Here is a 16,316-nt window from a genome sequence, read left to right on the forward strand (position 1 = left end):
TTTACTGTATCTTTTCTTCAAGGGCTTCGGCCTGCTCCAGGTGCTGCCGTATAAGCGGTAACTGCCGCGATGCATATTGCTTTACCTCCATCGACACACCGTTCTCGGCCATGTCTTCGTAGCGCTTCAGCAGCTGGTCGTGCAGGTAACGGATCTCGCGGATGTAAGCCAGGTCAAAGGCAATGCCTTCTTTCGACTTTACTTCTTCCAGCACCTCCTTATGGGCATTCCCGAGGGTTTGTGGCAACACAAAATTAGCTTTGTTACCCAGGTCCTGCAGCTCTGTCAGCATTTGCTCGTGGGCATCTTCCATCTCCTGCGACATCGCTTTTACTTCGGGGCTTACGCCTCTTGCTATAGCTTCCTGGCTTAACTGTAGTTGCAGCATGTTGGCGCTGGCGGCTTCGGCCACAAAAATGGCATCGTTTTCCATGTTTTTCTGCCCGGCCTGCTCAAACTGCTCCACGCTTTGCTTGGCGGCTGCTTTTACACTGTCGTCAGAGTTGCATCCGGTCAGCAGGCCTATGGCAACTACTGCCGTTGCACCGATAGATAAAAATCGTTTCATAGTTGTTGGTTTATAAACAGAAAGCATCTGTCAAGTATAGTTACTTGCAGATGCTTTTTTATGTTTTGGCGCAAGTTAATAAAACCTGCGTAGCTGCTATTATTTCTGTTTATCCAGCATGTCTTTTATCTGTTTGGCGCGCTCGTGATGCTTCTGCAACACAGGCAATGTTTTGCTGGCGAAGGCTTTTGCATCGGCGTCCTGCAGGTCGCGGGCGGCTTCCTCAAACTCATCTATGTCTTCCTGGTGATCTTCCACCATCAGTTTCATATAAGCTTTGTCGAAATCGGCACCGGTTTTATCGCGCAGCTCTGCTACGTGGTCCATGTGGTCGCGGCCCATGCTATCTGGCAACATAATGTTTTTGCTGGCGGCCAGCGCTTTCAGCTCGTCGTTGGCTTTGGTGTGGTCGGTCACCATCATCTGCCCGAAGCTTTTTACATCGGCATGCTGCGCCTTTTGTTCTGCCATCCTGCCTAATTCTACTTCCATCATGCCGCCGCTGGCAGCCTCGGTCATAAACTCAGACAGGTCATCTTTTGTCTCTTCCATAGGCGTGTCTTCAAACGCCTGTTCATTTGCTTCCTGCGCTTCTTCTACAGGTTCAGGCTTTTGGTTGCAGCCAAAGCCAATTAATAAGGTACAGGCGATCAGACCTGTTGTTACGATTTTTTTCATAGCTGTTATTTTAAATTTACTTATTCCTTTATTTTACTATAAACAATTTAGTATACGCCTCGCAAAAGGCATTGTTATACTTTATATTACTACTATTGCGGAACCTTTTGCGCAGCTATTGTTATTGTATATCCGGGCCCGGGCTTTGGCTTGAAACGGACTATAGCTATGCCTGTTAGCTACCTTTGTAAGCATTTAATATCTTCGTTTATAACCTTTTATGAGAACAATAATTACAAAACACATTAAGGCAGGGCTACTGGCGCTGTTTTTACTTGCTGGTGGTGCCGTACAGGCCCAGAACCAGGACCCCGATGCGCCCGATATCCGTGATATAGACAAGGCGCATGACCGCATTATAAAAGTGCACCCGCTTCAGTTAGGCGAGGCATACCTGTCTGTTGAAAAGTTACGCACCGAGCGTGTAAGCAACGAGTATGGCATCGGCTACATCTACAAAAGCTACCTGAAAGGCGAAACCGACGACTGGCAGGACTACGAAGCAAAAGATGTGACGGGTATTGGCATACACATGAGTCAGCGCCATTATACATCAAACAAAAAAAGCGCACCATTTGGCTTTTTCCATGGGCCGGTGTTTGGCTACCGCTTCCTGGTGTACGAGAAAAACGTATTCGACCTGCCTGAGCAGGACCCGTCTTCTCCGGACTTCCGGTTTGTGGGGCGCCTGTACCAGAACTCACTGGATGTAAGCTACCGTATTGGTGGTCAGTTTTTGTTAGGAAACCATTTTACCCTCGAAGTGGCCGGATCGCTGGGCGGTCGTGTTAAATATGCGAAATCCACCACAGCCGATGAGCTGCTGCCACAGCACATTATAGGATATGAACTGATAAGTGACGAGAGTTCTTATGTAGCTGCCACGCCACTGGCCCAGCTGAAATTCTCGGTTGGATACGCTTTTTAGAGCATCTACCTGAACTATAAAACGAAAGCCTGCCAATGTTAGCAGGCTTTCGTTTTATAGTTGATGTGCCCTATTTCACGACCTTGCTTAGTACACTATAGGAAAGCAGCTTGCCGTTGCGGTAAGACTCGGATCGCACCAGCCCTACTCCGGGCACAAAATACTCTACCGTCTGGATGTGAGATGCCGGCATGTTCATGCCCATGGCTTTGGTACGCATCTCCATATCCTGATTAATTTTAAAGGCATTATAGGCCCCGGCCGGCACATTAATATTTTCCTTTTCCCCCACAGTGCGGCCTGTTACGTGCAGCACAATAGAAGATATGGGTTGTCCGCTTTCCTTATCCAGCACATCCACCGTAAAGCTGCCATCCTTCAGTTTCTGCCCCGATGCTAAGTCCGAGGGATAATCCATCTGATCGCCCTGCATTTTTACTTCCATATTTTTATAAGCCGACAGCATATCCGGGTTCACCATCGAGCGCATATCTATGAACATGCTTCCGTTCTGGCAGCTTACCGTATAATCGCCTTCAGTGGTTAGATTACCTTTCTCATCGAAAACCCTGCTGTGTATAGTGGCTTCGGTTTTGGAGGGACTGCTGTTCACGGATGTAACCTTGTAACGTACCCTGCCGGTCAGTCTGTCCTTGCGGTCATAGTTCAGGAGTTCGTACTCGGCATTGTTTGTCAGGAGGTAATAACCGGCACAGTCCTGCGCTATAGTTTGGTGCGGCTTTGTGAGGCAGACCATGCCTATGCACAAGAGCAGGAGGTAAAAGATTCGGTTTTTCATAGCGTTGTGTTATAAGCAGTTGTATCAGTGGTAAAGTATAAATATACTATAGTTTATAGTTGCAATTCAGCATGTTATAGTTTTCCGGGTAAACGCCTTTTAAAGCCAGGTGAATGTGGCTCTGAGACAAGCATAAAAAAGGCCGGAGTGTTACTTCCGGCCTTTAACTATAGTTTACTATCGCTTTATGCTCCTTTAAATTGCGGCTTGCGCTTCTCGTTAAAGGCTGTTACGCCTTCCTTATAGTCAGCGGAGTTACCAGCAATTTTCTGGCAATATGCCTCGTAGTCCAGCATTTCATCCAGCGACGAGTTAAACGATTTGTTCAGCATCTTCTTCATCAAGCCGATGGCTTTGGTTGGCGCTACGGCATAGCGTGCGGCCAGTTCAGCCACGGCAGCATCCAGCTCTTCCGGCGCAACTACCTTGTTTACCATGCCCAGTTGTAAGGCTTCTTCCGCAGATACTTTAGACCCCAGTGTGCTCAGCTCAAACGCTTTTAAAGAACCTACCACGCGCGGTAAGAAGAACGACGAACCTGAATCCAACACCAGCCCCACATTCACGAACACTTCGATCATACTGGCTGCCGTAGACGCTACTACCATATCGCAGGCCAGCGCCAACGAGCAACCTGCGCCGGCAGCTACTCCATTCAGCTTACAGATGATCGGTTTTGGCAAATTGCGCATGGCTCGTATAATCGGGTTATAGCGTTTCTCCAACGACTCCGACAGGTCACGCTTGCTGGCACTGGCAATGGCTTTCAGGTCCTGACCAGAACAGAATGCTTTTCCGGCGCCGGTCAGCACCACCACACGCACGTTCTCATCGCGGGTTACCTGTTTCAGGGCATCCTGCAGGTCGTAGCTCTGCTGGTCGTTAAAGGCATTGAATACATCGGGTCTGTTCAGTGTGATGGTTGCAACACCATCCTGCACTTCGTATAGTAAGCACTCGTAAGTCATAGTTCTGTAGTTTGTTTTGTTCTTAGCCAAAGGTACTCTATATGGGTTTAAGTGCAAAGTGTGTGTTGTCTGTTGTCAGCTGTATTGTTTGCTGTTCTATAGTTTGCATCTTCTCGTGACATTGAATGGTATTGAGTCTCCCGACTAAACTGGCGCAAGAAGGACAGGCTTATCAATATCTTTGGCTATAGTTAGATAAACTATAGTTTCTCTATTTGTCATGTCGAGCAAAGCCGAGACAACTTATGTGTTCTATAGTAAATATTGTCATTTCGAACAACGTGAGAAATCTATCTCAGCTTATAGTTGAGGCTCAAAGGCTATAGTTCTATAGTTGACTTTGCCTACTGCTGGAGACAAGCCGTTATTCTATAGCTTCCTTTATTCCTGGGAGCTTTAAGAGCCTACTGTTCTATAGTTGCTTTGGCTCCCTCTGAGGCCGGGAGGCCCCGTCTTCGGGCATCGCGCTGCTGCCTTCTTGCTACCCTCGTGCCTCGGGTTGCCTGACGGCACCGCAACAAGTCAAAGGCGCTCAACCCAAAGACTGATATCAAGCTCGATAGCTTCCGCTTCAACTATAGTTACTGTACTTGCTCTTGGTTAAGGCAGATCTGATTTTCTCGTGGGTATATTTCCGTAGGGACAGGTCGCGACCTGTCCGCTCTCGGTCTGTAACTATAAAACTATAGCTGAATCAATAGCAAGACAGAGACTGTTCCCTTGAGGACAAGTGAGAACGAGAGTTCGAAACTTGCGAGCGCAGCTCACAGGGGTGTTAAAGCAGCAACTATGAAATATAGTTTCAACTATAGCAAAGGCCCTCATCCTGAAAATCCTTTAATCCTGCAAATCCTGATTCAGACAAAACAAAAACCGCCACTCCCTAAGCGGGAAAGTGGCGGTCCTATAGTTGGCTGATTTAACAATCAGCTATTAACAATCAACAATTAATACGCTTTGGCGAAGTACACGCGGCGCTTGCTTGGTTTGCCGGTTACCATGTCTACTCCGTCTTCGTCCGGGGTGTTAAGGGCAATGCAGCGGATAGTGGCTTTTGTTTCTTCTTTAATGCGCTCTTCCGTTTCCGGCGTGCCATCCCAGTGAGCCAGTACAAAACCACCTTTGTTTTCCAGCACGTCCTTAAACTCTTCGTAGGTGTCTACTTTAGTAGTATGGGCCTCTCTATAGTTCAGAGCTTTGTTGTAGATGTTCTCCTGTATCTCGTCCAGCAAGGCAGGAATGTAAGTGGCCAGGCTATCAAACTGCTGTGAGCTTTTCTCCTTGGTATCGCGGCGGGCAACTTCGGCGGTGCCGTTTTCCAGGTCGCGGGCACCAATGGCGATGCGAACCGGCACACCTTTCAGTTCCCACTCGGCAAACTTAAAGCCTGGGCGCTCGGTGTCGCGGTCGTCAAACTTCACACTGATGCCTTTTGCCTCCAGTTCCTTTTTCAACTGCAGTACTTTCTCGCTGATCTGCGCCAGCTGCTCATCTCCTTTATAGATCGGAACGATAACAACCTGAATTGGAGCCAGCTTTGGAGGAAGTACTAAACCCTCATCATCCGAATGCGCCATTACCAGGGCACCCATCAAACGGGTACTCACGCCCCACGAGGTTCCCCAAACGTATTCAAGGCCGCCATCTTTGGTCGCAAATTTCACATCAAAGGCCTTGGCAAAATTCTGGCCCAGGAAGTGCGATGTACCGGCCTGCAATGCTTTTCCGTCCTGCATCAAACCTTCGATGCAATAGGTATCCAGGGCACCGGCAAAGCGTTCGTTTGGTGTTTTTACCCCGCGTATTACCGGCAGGGCAATAAACTGCTCGGCAAAGGTAGCGTACACTTCCAGCATCTGCTCGGTTTCGGCAATGGCTTCTTCGGCAGTGGCGTGGGCGGTGTGGCCTTCCTGCCACAGGAATTCAGCGGTACGTAAAAACAAACGCGTACGCATCTCCCAGCGCACAACGTTTGCCCACTGGTTTACCAGTATAGGCAGGTCGCGGTAGCTTTGTATCCAGCCTTTGTACGTGTTCCAGATAACGGCTTCAGAAGTTGGTCGAACAATCAGCTCTTCTTCCAGTTTAGCATTAGGGTCTACACGAAGTTTTCCTGGCTTGTCCGGGTCGTTCTGCAGGCGGTAGTGGGTAACTACAGCACACTCTTTGGCAAAACCTTCGGCGTTCTGCTCTTCGGCTTCAAACAGGCTTTTGGGCACGAACAGCGGGAAGTATGCATTCTGGTGGCCGGTGGCCTTAAACATATCGTCCAGCTGGCGCTGCATCTTCTCCCAGATGGCGTAACCGTAAGGCTTAATTACCATACAACCGCGCACCGCAGAGTTCTCGGCCAGCCCGGCTTTCTTCACCAGTTCGTTATACCATAAGGAGTAATCTTCGCTTCTTTTTGGTAGCCCTTTGCTCATTTTTAAAATAATTTATTGTATATCCTTAATTAAAGATGTTTTTGGAATAATAATTGCTTTCAAATCAAAAGCAGTTTAGACATCAATACCGCTCAAAATTACGTTAATATATTGTACTATTGATAAGGTTTTGCGCCATTGTGTTTATATCTTTGATATAGAAGAAGTTTTACACCAGAAGGCCATGAAAAAGTTCTCCATTCTTACCATAATTCCGGCGCTGACCCTGTTGGCGGCAGGCTGTAGCAGCCCTACCGCTATGCAGTCATCAGAGTATGATGATATGTACTATAGCTCTTCCGACAGAACCGAGTACATACAGCCCGCCGAAGATACTTATACCGCACAGGCCACTGAGCAGGAAGCTACTTCAGAGCCCGGAGCCGCGAGCAGTGCAGCGTACAGCGATAACAGCAGTGCTATTACCAGCAATTATTACGCCGACGAAGATTATGAGTATTATGATGGCCGCGAATACAACCCGCGTGATAACTGGTACCGCCCTAACTATTCGTTTGTAGACCCTTACTGGGCAAATGATGTGTACGCAAGCAGCTATTATCACTCTCCGCGCAGCTACCGTTACCGCGCTTACTACGATCCATTCTACGATCCATACTTTTATGATCCGTTTTACTACGATCCGTTTGCTTACAGGCCTTACTGGGGAAGCAGCATAAGCATTTCCTTCCATTATGGATGGGGTGGCGGCTACTATAACCGCTGGAGCCCTTATTATTACGACCGTTACTACAACCCGTATTACGGCGGGTACTATGGTGGCTACTATGGCAGAAACTATGTGTACGATTACCCACGCTACGCACCATTACGCAAAGTGCAGTATGGCCCGCGCGGTGAGCGGGGCGGCACTATAACAGATGGTACACAGCGCAGCACCAGACCAGAGCGCGGCACCTTAACCGAAAGCCGTGAGCAGCAGCGTGCTACACAAAGCAGACCAGCCAGAACTACAGAGCGTACTACCAGACCGGCAACGCAGGATTCTAAAGAGGTGATCACTACCCGTCCGGGCCGCGAAACAACCCGCCCGCGCGATACAGGAGTTACCCGCGAGCGTATACAGCGCCCGCAGGAACAACAACGTGAGCAACCTGCTACCCAGCCCGTAGAGCAGCGCCGCGAGTACCGCCAGACAGAGCGCAGAACCGAAACCAGACAGGCTACACCACGCCGAGAAACTACCCGCTCATCTGAACAGCGCGAAGTACGCCGTTCGGAACCGACCCCTACCCGCAGCTATGAGCAGCGCGAGGTGCGTCGGTCAGAGCCGGTACGTAGCAGTGGCAGTAGCGGAACCAGTGGTAGCAGCAGCGGAAGTAACAGCCGCGGCGGACGACCACCAAGAGGTAACTAACCCTAAAACTCTTACCAACAGAACCCCATGAAATTAAATAAGCTACTTTCTGCCAGCCTGGCGCTACTGCTGGGCTGGAGTGGAACAGCTTTGGCCCAGAACGAGGAAGATGCCCTGCGCTACACCCGTTTAGGCCTGCAAGGTTCCGCACGCATACAAGGTATTGGCGGTGCACAAACAGCATTAGGCGCTGATATATCAACTATGGCTACAAACCCCGCCGGGCTGGGCATGTTCCGCCGTTCCGAAGCAAACCTGAGCATTGGCTTTACCAACAACAGTACCAACTCCCTGTTCCTGGGCCGCACAACCCCCGACGAGCGAAGTACGCTGAATATCCCGCAGGCTGGTATTGTGTTCAGTAACCGGAAGGACGATAGCGATGCCAGCGACTGGCGCGGAACATCCTTTGGTGTGAGCTTTTCGCGGCTGAACAACTTTAACAACCGCTTTACCTACGGCGGCACCACCTCCGAAACAGCCCCGGGCATAGCAGAATACATTTATGAAAGCGCCTTAGCCGAAGGCCGTACCGTGGCCGACCTGGATGATGAGTATACCAATGGCTATACCTCGCTGGCGGGTTTGGCGTACGGCACTTACCTGCTGGATGTGCTGGAAGATGACCAGGGCGAATATTACCTGCCAACTGAGCGCTTTGGCGCCCTGAACCTGCGCGAAGAACTGGAGCGCCGTGGTGCACAGAACCAGATCGACTTTGCCTTTGGTACCAGCTTTAAAGATAAAATTTACCTGGGTGCATCCTTAGGCATCGTTACCTCTAAGTTTACACAGGAGCGCATCTATAGCGAAAGCGAAACAGACCAAGACACCGATTTTACGAGCCTGGAACTGCGCGACGAATTTACGACCGAAGGGGCCGGTGTTAACTTAAAGGTAGGTGTTATAGTTAGGCCGATAGATGCGTTGCGTTTTGGGTTAAGCGTTCAGACACCAACTGCCTATAGTTTTACCGAAACGTATAACCGCTCGCTCTATACCAGCTTTAACGGTACAGGCGGTGCCGAGAACTATAGCGCATCGGAGTTGCCGGGCGAGTTTTCGTATAGTTTAACTACACCTTTCCGCGCAAATGGCGGGGTGGCTGTGTTCCTGGGCAAATATGGCTTTATTACCGCCGATGCCGAGTTTGTAGACTACAGCAACATGCGTTTTTCAGAAGATGAAGATGGCAGCGGATTCAGCGGTTACTTTAGTGGCGTGAACAGCCGCATCAACGATACCTATAAATCAGCGATGAACTATAGATTTGGTGCCGAAGGCCGCTACGAAGTGTTCCGTTTACGTGCCGGTTATGCTATCTCAGAAAGCCCGTACAAGAACAGCACCTTTGATGCGAAAGTGAACACCTTCACACTGGGTGCCGGCGTTAGGCTTCAGAACTTTTATACAGATGTGGCTTATGTTCACTCTAACGGCAACAGCCTGTATGCACCTTATACCTTTGATGATTCCAGCCTTAACCCGGTAGTGGACCTGGAGCATAAGCAAAGCAACGTGATGTTTACTGTGGGTATGAACTTCTAATGTAGAACCATACTTCCGGTTAAAAACAGACCTACGCTTAAGGCTGTAAAACAAAAGCCCGCTGCCTACACAGCGGGCTTTTGTTTAAGCATGAGACCAAATAGTCTAAGCTATTGAGAGTCTACAAAACTATTCCTAAATTTAACATTGTAAACAACATACTTGTCCTTCCTCTGCTTGCAAACCTCAACAAAATACAGGTTATATAACTTATTAAAATCTAAATCATGCTCTCTAAGAAGCTTTACCAACTCATTAAAGCTAATTAACTTCATTTTTTTATAACTATTAACAGAAATAGTTTTTGCCTGCTCCGAAGTATCTCCTACATCGCTGTTAGTATGTCCAGAGAAGGAAAGGTAACCTGCGATATGGCAATCACATGGTAATCCGAAGCTATTTAATGTAAATTTATTTTTAGAATAAGGTGATGTGTGGGTAGAGACATATTTAGTGTATTTAACATCAGTACTGTCTAACTTATAGTATATATTTTGCCTAACTTTTTCTTGTGCTACACATTCAAATGTAAGAGATAGTAGGCAACAAAGTAGGACTAAAAATAATCTATTCATTCTTTCGTTTATATGCACCTATCTACTGTAAAAGATTGCAGTATGGTAGTGTTTATTCCAATTTCTGTCTGTTCTTCTGTACTCAAACTTGTATATGCACCTGTTTCTCTTAGCCCGTTCCAAGCTACAGCTTTATACTGTTCTAACGTAATTTCTGAGTGGTTCTTTATCTCAGGTGTATTGGCTTCCACATAGTCGCGAATACCGATAGCTATATCAGTAATCAGCTTATCTGCCATTAAATTATGCTGAGCACTACTATTTTCCTCTGGTGAGTATACGTGTTTGTTATCTATAATCTTGACGTATTTAGAATAATAGTCAAATAGATCTGTAAAATTGGTATTTTCTGCATACTGTTTTAGATTACCAGGCCCACCAATAGAAACCAGCTTTTGAGCTAAATATGCGTGAGCCATTTCATGTACAAAAGTGCCCGCTACCTCCCATGATGGCCTGTCTAAGCGGGAACTATTAATTAATATGGTTATACTGGTACTCCCAATAGTATAGTTTGTAGTGCCATTTGCTGGATACCCTCTATAATCAGTTAAGTTATCCTGAAGTTTGAATATTACAGTATATTCTGAATCCTCTTGAAACTCTACTAAAAACTTGTCATAAGCATGATTCCCCGGACCTAACTTACCATAAATACAACTTGCTATTGGGTTATATGTTATAGTTGTATGTGGTATAACTGCAACCTCTACTTTACGAGGTTCCAGTGGGGCATCGCTGTAATCATCACTGCTTGGGTAACCACTATCGTTGCCATCGCCATAATCTCCATCATGGTGTCCACCTCCATCGTCGTTGCTACCACCACTATAATCACCGCCACCGCTTTCTCCACCGGTCCAGGAGCAGATAGTTTCTGTATATGAATAATGACACTCCCAACTGCTGCAGGTATACCAGTCAATTTCTTTATTACACTCATATGAAGGCATTTCATACATCACTTGCGTTTCAGATGAAGAACCTTTTACACGGGGAGCTAAAAGTTTTTTCACGGTTCCATTACCATCATAACTGTAACCGCGAATAAAGTTCCCCTGCCAGTTTTCAACTAAAACCATACCAGTAAATGATTTATTGATAGCTGTATTTGCAAGGTACGCTGCATCTGGCAGGCGATGAACAACTTCTGTCTGCCACCCGCGCGTATTGCGGTACATTAGCAAATATGATAACGAGCTTAATGCTAATTTATTCGGGCTATTTTTAACCTGGGCATATAGTTCTTTTGAGAAACTCAATGGTACCTGCACTGCTTCCCCAATCGAGAGTTGCACTGTTTTAGCATTAGACCATTCCGCATTTTTGATGATATTATGCCTATAGTTGTTACTGTTGGCGCTTTGTGTCTGCGCTTCTACGGCAGTACCTGTTAAAACACTTGTATTAAAATGCTCCATAGCATTACTAATAAGCGAATTATCTTGGGCTGCAGGAGCTATGTTTTCTGCATCTTTACTACAGGAAAACAGCAATAGTGCCAGGCAGAGCCATAAAAGGTTTGTTTGTTTCATTTGTGAATCTTCAGGGTTTAATTATAAATATAGAAACAAACCTATATTCAATAAGCAATGCCTAAAAGGAAGATTTCACATGAAAAGTAACATCAAAAATAGTGCGATATTGAGCATAACTTTGATAAAAACATGCTTTAAACAATATAGAGACATTTCTTAAAGCCTTAAAAGTAACATTAAAAGCCTTGCGCTTTTTGCTTTTACACAGGCTGTTTTACACTTTACACAGACACAGGTATGGTTTTGGCTGCAAACTATGGCAGAACCATAATATTCAATTAAATTAGGGGAGCTAAACTAAATTAAACTGATCGCATGCATATCAAACTCAGAACTAACCTTTTGGCTGCTATGTTGCTTTGCTTCGCTTTTGTGGCGCAGGCGCAGCAGAAAAAAGATGTAACCCTGGAAGACATCTACCGCAAAGGTACCTTCCGCTCGCAATCGGTGTGGGGAGTAAACTGGATGAAAGATGGCCAGTACTATAGCTCTACCATAGCCGACGAGCAGAACAAGGTGAATGACATTGTAAAGTACGATGTAACTACCGGCAAACCGGTAAGCACTATCATTGAAGGCGAAAACCTGAAGCCAGCCGGCAGCAACACACCGATAAAGTTCGATAACTATACCTTCTCTTCTGACGAGCAGAAAGTGTTGTTCTCTACCGAAACCGAGCAGATCTACCGCCGTTCTTCCAAAGCTGAGTTCTACATCTACGACATCGCGTCTAAAAAACTGACCAAGCTGAGCAACGGCGGCAAGCAAATGTATGCCACTTTCTCGCCGGATGCCAAGCGTGTAGCGTTTGCCCGCGAAGGCAACATGTTCGTGACCGACCTGAGCAACATGAAGGAAACCCAGATCACGACCGATGGCAAATACAACTCCATCATCAACGGTTACGCGGATTGGGTGTATGAAGAAGAATTCTCGTTTGCACAGGGTTTTCACTGGTCGCCGGATGGCAAGAAGATCGCCTTTTACACTTTTGATGAGACCAACGTACCGGAGTTTAACATGCAGATGTGGGGCGAACTATACCCGCAGGACTACAAATTCAAATATCCGAAACCAGGCGAGGCCAACTCTATCGTAACGGTATCGGTGTATGATGTGGCCAATGGCAAAACCACTAAAATGGATACCGGCAACGAGAAGGATATCTACATCCCGCGCATTAAGTGGACCAACAACCCGAACCTGCTGTCAATCCAGAAAATGAACCGCCTGCAGAATACCCTGGAGATTCTGCACGCCAACGCTACAACCGGTAAAGCCGATGTGGTACTGAAAGAAACAGATAAAGCTTACATTGATATTACTGACGACCTGACCTACCTGAAAGATGGCAAGCACTTTATCCATAGTTCAGAAGTGAAAGGCTTTAACCACCTGTACCTGTACAACATGAACGGGAAACTGGTGCGCCAGATCACGAACGGCAACTGGGAAGTAAGCAGCTACGAAGGCTACGACGAGAAAAACGACCGCCTGTACTATATGTCTACCGAAGTGTCGCCGCTGGAGCGCCACCTGTACAGCATCAGCAGCAAAGGCAAAAACAAAAAGCGCCTGACTGACAAAACTGGTACACACCGCGTAAACCTGAGCAACGACTTTAAATACTTCCTGGACTATAACTCAGCTGCCAACGAAGTACCAACAGTAGCGCTGCACACTGCCAAAGATGGCAAGCAGATAAAAATGCTGGAAGACAACGCCAAGCTGAAAAACACACTGGACCAGTTCGATATCGCCAAGCAGGAGTTCTTTACCATGAAGACAGCTGACGGCACGCAGCTGAATGGCTGGATGATCAAGCCAACTGATTTTGACCCGAACAAGAAGTACCCGGTGCTGATGTTTGTGTACGGTGGCCCGGGCTCGCAGACAGTAACCAACAGCTGGGGCGGTAACAACTACCTGTGGTACCAGGTGCTGGCCAGCAAAGGCATGATTATAGTAAGCGTGGATAACCGTGGTACTGGTGCCCGCGGCGCTGAGTTTAAGAAAGTAACGTACGCCAACTTAGGTAAGTACGAGATCGAAGACCAGATTGAAGCAGCCAAGTGGCTGGGCAACCAGAGCTATGTTGATAAGAACCGTATCGGTATCTGGGGCCATAGTTTTGGTGGTTACATGACACTGCTGGGCCTGACCAAAAGCAACGGCGTGTTTGCAGCCGGTATATCGGTAGCGCCTGTTACAAACTGGAGATACTATGACACCATCTATACCGAGCGCTTCCTGAAAACACCACAGGAAAATGCTGCTGGCTACGATGATAACTCACCGCTGTTCTTTGCTGATAAACTACAGGGCGAGCTGTTGCTGATACACGGTACCGGCGACGATAACGTACACTTCCAGAACGCGGTAGCGATGCAGGATGCTTTGATCAGCGCCAATAAGCAATTCGAGAGCTTCTACTACCCGAACCGTAACCACGGCGTAGGTGGTGGCATCACGTCGCTGCACCGCTTCAAGATGATGACTGACTTCCTGGAGCGCAAGCTGATCAACCAGAAGCAAGTAAACCAGTAACAAACTATAGTTACAATGATAAAAGGCCTGCCAGCAATGGTGGGCCTTTTGTTTTGCCAGGAACTATAAGATTTTATCGATGCTGCGGTACAGTTGCTGCTTTTCTGTTTCAGGGATGCGTAGTGTGCTGATATATTTCCGCAGCTGCGCTACTGTTTTAGTTCTGGACTGGGAGGTGGATGTTGATGCATTCAGTTCATCGGCCAAAGCTTTGATCTGCGTAATTGTCTCGTCGGCGTTGGTAGTAAAGGAATGGAGTATGCGCAGTAGAGCATCTGTAAGGGCGCTGTGTTCGTGATCAGGGTAACGGAAACGGTGGTCTATCTCACTCCAGGCTTCTTCCAGCAATGTGCGGAGCTGTATCTCGGCGTAATAGCGCTGCTTTCCGGGCTGGGTAGCGATCACATAATGTACTGCCTGATAACCGGCCGGATGGTACACCAGTTTACAATTGCTGTTCTTATAAAGCTGCACTATAGCTGCTGCGGAGTGCTCAGGGATGTAGGCATAGGGCTGGCGCTTTAGCGGCCAAACCTGCTCAATGTAGTTGCCAATCGTCTGCCAGTCGGCTTTATAAAGGTGCAGAACCCGTATCCCGATCAAATCATTTATATAGTCCAGGTAATTGCCAGGGTGCAGGTCGCGGCTGGGGTATTCTTTTTTCTTCCGGATGATCTTTTGCAGCAAATGCAGCGGGTCTTTCAGGCGATGCGTCAGGGCATGTACACCTTCCGCTTTCCGCAATGTTTGTACCACCTGCTCCGCAATCCCGGTCAATGCCGGCAAGCGGCTACTATAATCGTTGTAAATAGCAGCCAGCGTATCAGCATCTAACCCCTTCGTGTGCAGGCTTTCTGTGCTCTCGTTTAACTCCGAAAGTATAGTTGCCCGCGTAACTATAGTTGCTGCCTCCGACATGGTACTGTGTAAGCCTGTTCTTCTACCTATAGTACGCTTACAACGCATAAAAGCAGCAACTACAGCTTTATTCTGCCAGGTGCTCCTTGCTTTTTACACCAAGCTGTGCATTAATAAGCGGCGTTTTAGGTGCCAGGAAAAAACCTGTTAAGCTGGCAAACATGATCGGGATGAACTGGTGGAAGCCCGTTAAAGTAGACAGCAGAATAATAGTGCTGATAGGCGTGCGCGTAACGCAGGCATTGATAGCCGCCATACAACTTACCAGTATAAGCGGCAGATTTTGCCCCGGGAAAACAGCGTTGATAATAAGCCCGGTAGTAGCACCTACAAAGAACAGCGGAATGATAAAGCCACCACGCCAGCCCGAAGTAACCGTAAAAGCAATGGCAAATATCTTGGCAATAAGCAGGGTCAGCAGAAACTCAACTGTAAACTGTTCCTGCAGCAGCACCGATATTTCGTCGTGGCTGAAGTAGCGGGTAAGCGGCATGTAATAGGCTATAGTTCCTACCAGCAAACCACCTATCGCCATGCGTACATAAATGGGCATTTTTACCAGGCTGAAAAGCGATTTGCTCTGGCGCACGACAAAAATAAACAGCCAGCCCACTGCCGTACCGGCCAGCGCATACAACATGGCATAAAAGAAGTCGTTGAGCTGCGGCGTAGTGTAAACCGGAAAATTCCAGGTTGGTCCGATGCCGATGTGCGTGATCAGGATAAAAATAACGAAACTGGAGCAGCTGGCCACAAATGCCGGAATAAGTGCCTGGTAATATTCCACTACGTGGCGGTGATGCAGAATTTCGAGGGCAAACAAACTACCACCCAGCGGCGCACCAAACAGGGCCGTAAACCCCGATGCCATACCGGCTATAGTTAGCGAGCGCAGGTCTTCGCCTTTAAACTTAAGCTTACGCGCGATCCAGGAGCCGGTAGAGCCGGTAACCTGCACCAGCGGTGCTTCCGGACCTGCACTACCGCCACTCGCAATACACAGCAACGACGACAGGATCATAGATGGGTTATTCTTCGGTTCCAGCTTGCCGCCTTTAAAACGAATGTTGTTCACGATCAGGTCCATCTCGCCGGGGTCGCCGAGTTTGTGGATGATAAGACCGGCCAGCAAGCCAGCAGTAGCCATTAAAGGTATAACCAAAAGCCCCTGAAACCGGGACAGGAAATGCAATAGTTGCTCGAGTACGATCCAGTAAGAGCCGGCAATTACACCACCGATAACGCCTACTGCCACCCACAGAAAGAACAATTTGCTAAACACGAACGGGTTAAACCGAAGCGGGTAGTTTAGCCGGTCCCGTAACAAGATGAACCGTTTTGCTTTTTTATACCTCATGCCGCAAAGGTACGGAGAAATTTAAGCGAGGGTAAAGTTGAAGGGCAATATATGGGTAAATAGCCGTAAATGAGCGTAAAATCATACC

At 47.6% G+C, this 16,316-nt stretch carries 13 protein-coding genes; 4 read left to right on the forward strand and 9 right to left on the reverse strand.

Annotated features, from left to right (window positions below; translation table 11 throughout):
* Position 1: 1 nt before the first annotated feature.
* Both H7F15_RS00060 and H7F15_RS00065 read right to left on the reverse strand, forming a co-directional pair.
* Positions 2-568 carry a DUF4142 domain-containing protein gene (locus H7F15_RS00060; RefSeq protein ID WP_185194916.1) on the reverse strand — a complete coding sequence of 189 codons (567 nt, stop codon included), beginning with the start codon at positions 566-568 and terminating at the stop codon, positions 2-4.
* A 99-nt stretch (positions 569-667) separates the two neighbouring features.
* The gene (locus H7F15_RS00065) at positions 668-1,246 is read right to left on the reverse strand and encodes a DUF4142 domain-containing protein (RefSeq protein WP_185194917.1); all 579 of its coding nucleotides are present in this window, start codon (positions 1,244-1,246) and stop codon (positions 668-670) included.
* Positions 1,247-1,466: 220 nt separating this feature from the next.
* On the opposite strand from H7F15_RS00065, the gene H7F15_RS00070 reads away from it, so the two are divergent.
* Entirely contained in the window at positions 1,467-2,174 is a 708-nt protein-coding gene (locus H7F15_RS00070) for an ABC transporter ATP-binding protein (RefSeq protein ID WP_185194918.1), read from the forward strand.
* A 70-nt stretch (positions 2,175-2,244) separates the two neighbouring features.
* Here H7F15_RS00070 and H7F15_RS00075 read toward each other — a convergent pair whose 3' ends face one another.
* From H7F15_RS00075 to proS, 3 genes are all read right to left on the reverse strand, one after another.
* On the reverse strand, positions 2,245-2,973 hold the full coding sequence (locus H7F15_RS00075) for a hypothetical protein (RefSeq protein ID WP_185194919.1): 729 nt from the start codon (positions 2,971-2,973) through the stop codon (positions 2,245-2,247).
* 185 nt (positions 2,974-3,158) lie between these two features.
* On the reverse strand, positions 3,159-3,941 hold the full coding sequence (locus tag H7F15_RS00080; protein WP_185195427.1) for an enoyl-CoA hydratase-related protein: 783 nt from the start codon (positions 3,939-3,941) through the stop codon (positions 3,159-3,161).
* 947 nt (positions 3,942-4,888) lie between these two features.
* Positions 4,889-6,367 (reverse strand): proline--tRNA ligase, encoded by a 1,479-nt coding sequence (gene proS / locus H7F15_RS00085; RefSeq protein ID WP_185194920.1) that lies wholly within the window; start codon positions 6,365-6,367, stop codon positions 4,889-4,891.
* 184 nt (positions 6,368-6,551) lie between these two features.
* On the opposite strand from proS, the gene H7F15_RS00090 reads away from it, so the two are divergent.
* Both H7F15_RS00090 and H7F15_RS00095 read left to right on the forward strand, forming a co-directional pair.
* Positions 6,552-7,745, forward strand: a complete 1,194-nt coding sequence (locus tag H7F15_RS00090) for a hypothetical protein (RefSeq protein ID WP_185194921.1) — start codon at positions 6,552-6,554, stop codon at positions 7,743-7,745.
* A 27-nt stretch (positions 7,746-7,772) separates the two neighbouring features.
* Positions 7,773-9,293: an OmpP1/FadL family transporter gene (locus H7F15_RS00095; RefSeq protein ID WP_185194922.1), complete on the forward strand. Its 1,521-nt coding sequence runs from the start codon at positions 7,773-7,775 to the stop codon at positions 9,291-9,293.
* A gap of 110 nt (positions 9,294-9,403) precedes the next feature.
* Here the strand turns inward: H7F15_RS00095 and H7F15_RS00100 are convergent, their stop codons facing one another.
* A complete protein-coding gene (locus H7F15_RS00100; RefSeq protein ID WP_185194923.1) occupies positions 9,404-9,868 on the reverse strand; it encodes a hypothetical protein in 465 nt (154 codons plus the stop codon).
* Between the two features lie 8 nt (positions 9,869-9,876).
* Positions 9,877-11,403 (reverse strand): hypothetical protein, encoded by a 1,527-nt coding sequence (locus H7F15_RS00105; protein WP_185194924.1) that lies wholly within the window; start codon positions 11,401-11,403, stop codon positions 9,877-9,879.
* Positions 11,404-11,721: 318 nt separating this feature from the next.
* Between H7F15_RS00105 and H7F15_RS00110 the strand changes: the two genes are divergently transcribed.
* Positions 11,722-13,953: a S9 family peptidase gene (locus H7F15_RS00110; RefSeq protein WP_185194925.1), complete on the forward strand. Its 2,232-nt coding sequence runs from the start codon at positions 11,722-11,724 to the stop codon at positions 13,951-13,953.
* Between the two features lie 63 nt (positions 13,954-14,016).
* Here H7F15_RS00110 and H7F15_RS00115 read toward each other — a convergent pair whose 3' ends face one another.
* Positions 14,017-14,919: a RelA/SpoT domain-containing protein gene (locus H7F15_RS00115; RefSeq protein ID WP_185194926.1), complete on the reverse strand. Its 903-nt coding sequence runs from the start codon at positions 14,917-14,919 to the stop codon at positions 14,017-14,019.
* A 19-nt stretch (positions 14,920-14,938) separates the two neighbouring features.
* Entirely contained in the window at positions 14,939-16,228 is a 1,290-nt protein-coding gene (locus H7F15_RS00120; RefSeq protein WP_185194927.1) for a chloride channel protein, read from the reverse strand.
* Between the last annotated feature and the right edge of the window lie 88 nt (positions 16,229-16,316).

The sequence above is a fragment of the Pontibacter sp. Tf4 genome (genome assembly GCF_014212495.1).
In the GTDB taxonomy this organism is placed as follows: Bacteria; Bacteroidota; Bacteroidia; order Cytophagales; family Hymenobacteraceae; genus Pontibacter.

Excerpts from the sequence above, each read along its gene's own strand:
- H7F15_RS00060 (WP_185194916.1), bottom strand. The coding sequence starts at position 568 with ATGAAACGATTTTTATCTATCGGTGCAACGGCAGTAGTTGCCATAGGC.
- H7F15_RS00065 (WP_185194917.1), bottom strand. The coding sequence starts at position 1,246 with ATGAAAAAAATCGTAACAACAGGTCTGATCGCCTGTACCTTATTAATT.
- H7F15_RS00070 (WP_185194918.1), top strand. The coding sequence starts at position 1,467 with ATGAGAACAATAATTACAAAACACATTAAGGCAGGGCTACTGGCGCTG.
- H7F15_RS00075 (WP_185194919.1), bottom strand. The coding sequence starts at position 2,973 with ATGAAAAACCGAATCTTTTACCTCCTGCTCTTGTGCATAGGCATGGTC.
- H7F15_RS00080 (WP_185195427.1), bottom strand. The coding sequence starts at position 3,941 with ATGACTTACGAGTGCTTACTATACGAAGTGCAGGATGGTGTTGCAACC.
- proS (WP_185194920.1), bottom strand. The coding sequence starts at position 6,367 with ATGAGCAAAGGGCTACCAAAAAGAAGCGAAGATTACTCCTTATGGTAT.
- H7F15_RS00090 (WP_185194921.1), top strand. The coding sequence starts at position 6,552 with ATGAAAAAGTTCTCCATTCTTACCATAATTCCGGCGCTGACCCTGTTG.
- H7F15_RS00095 (WP_185194922.1), top strand. The coding sequence starts at position 7,773 with ATGAAATTAAATAAGCTACTTTCTGCCAGCCTGGCGCTACTGCTGGGC.
- H7F15_RS00100 (WP_185194923.1), bottom strand. The coding sequence starts at position 9,868 with ATGAATAGATTATTTTTAGTCCTACTTTGTTGCCTACTATCTCTTACA.
- H7F15_RS00105 (WP_185194924.1), bottom strand. The coding sequence starts at position 11,403 with ATGAAACAAACAAACCTTTTATGGCTCTGCCTGGCACTATTGCTGTTT.
- H7F15_RS00110 (WP_185194925.1), top strand. The coding sequence starts at position 11,722 with ATGCATATCAAACTCAGAACTAACCTTTTGGCTGCTATGTTGCTTTGC.
- H7F15_RS00115 (WP_185194926.1), bottom strand. The coding sequence starts at position 14,919 with ATGCGTTGTAAGCGTACTATAGGTAGAAGAACAGGCTTACACAGTACC.
- H7F15_RS00120 (WP_185194927.1), bottom strand. The coding sequence starts at position 16,228 with ATGAGGTATAAAAAAGCAAAACGGTTCATCTTGTTACGGGACCGGCTA.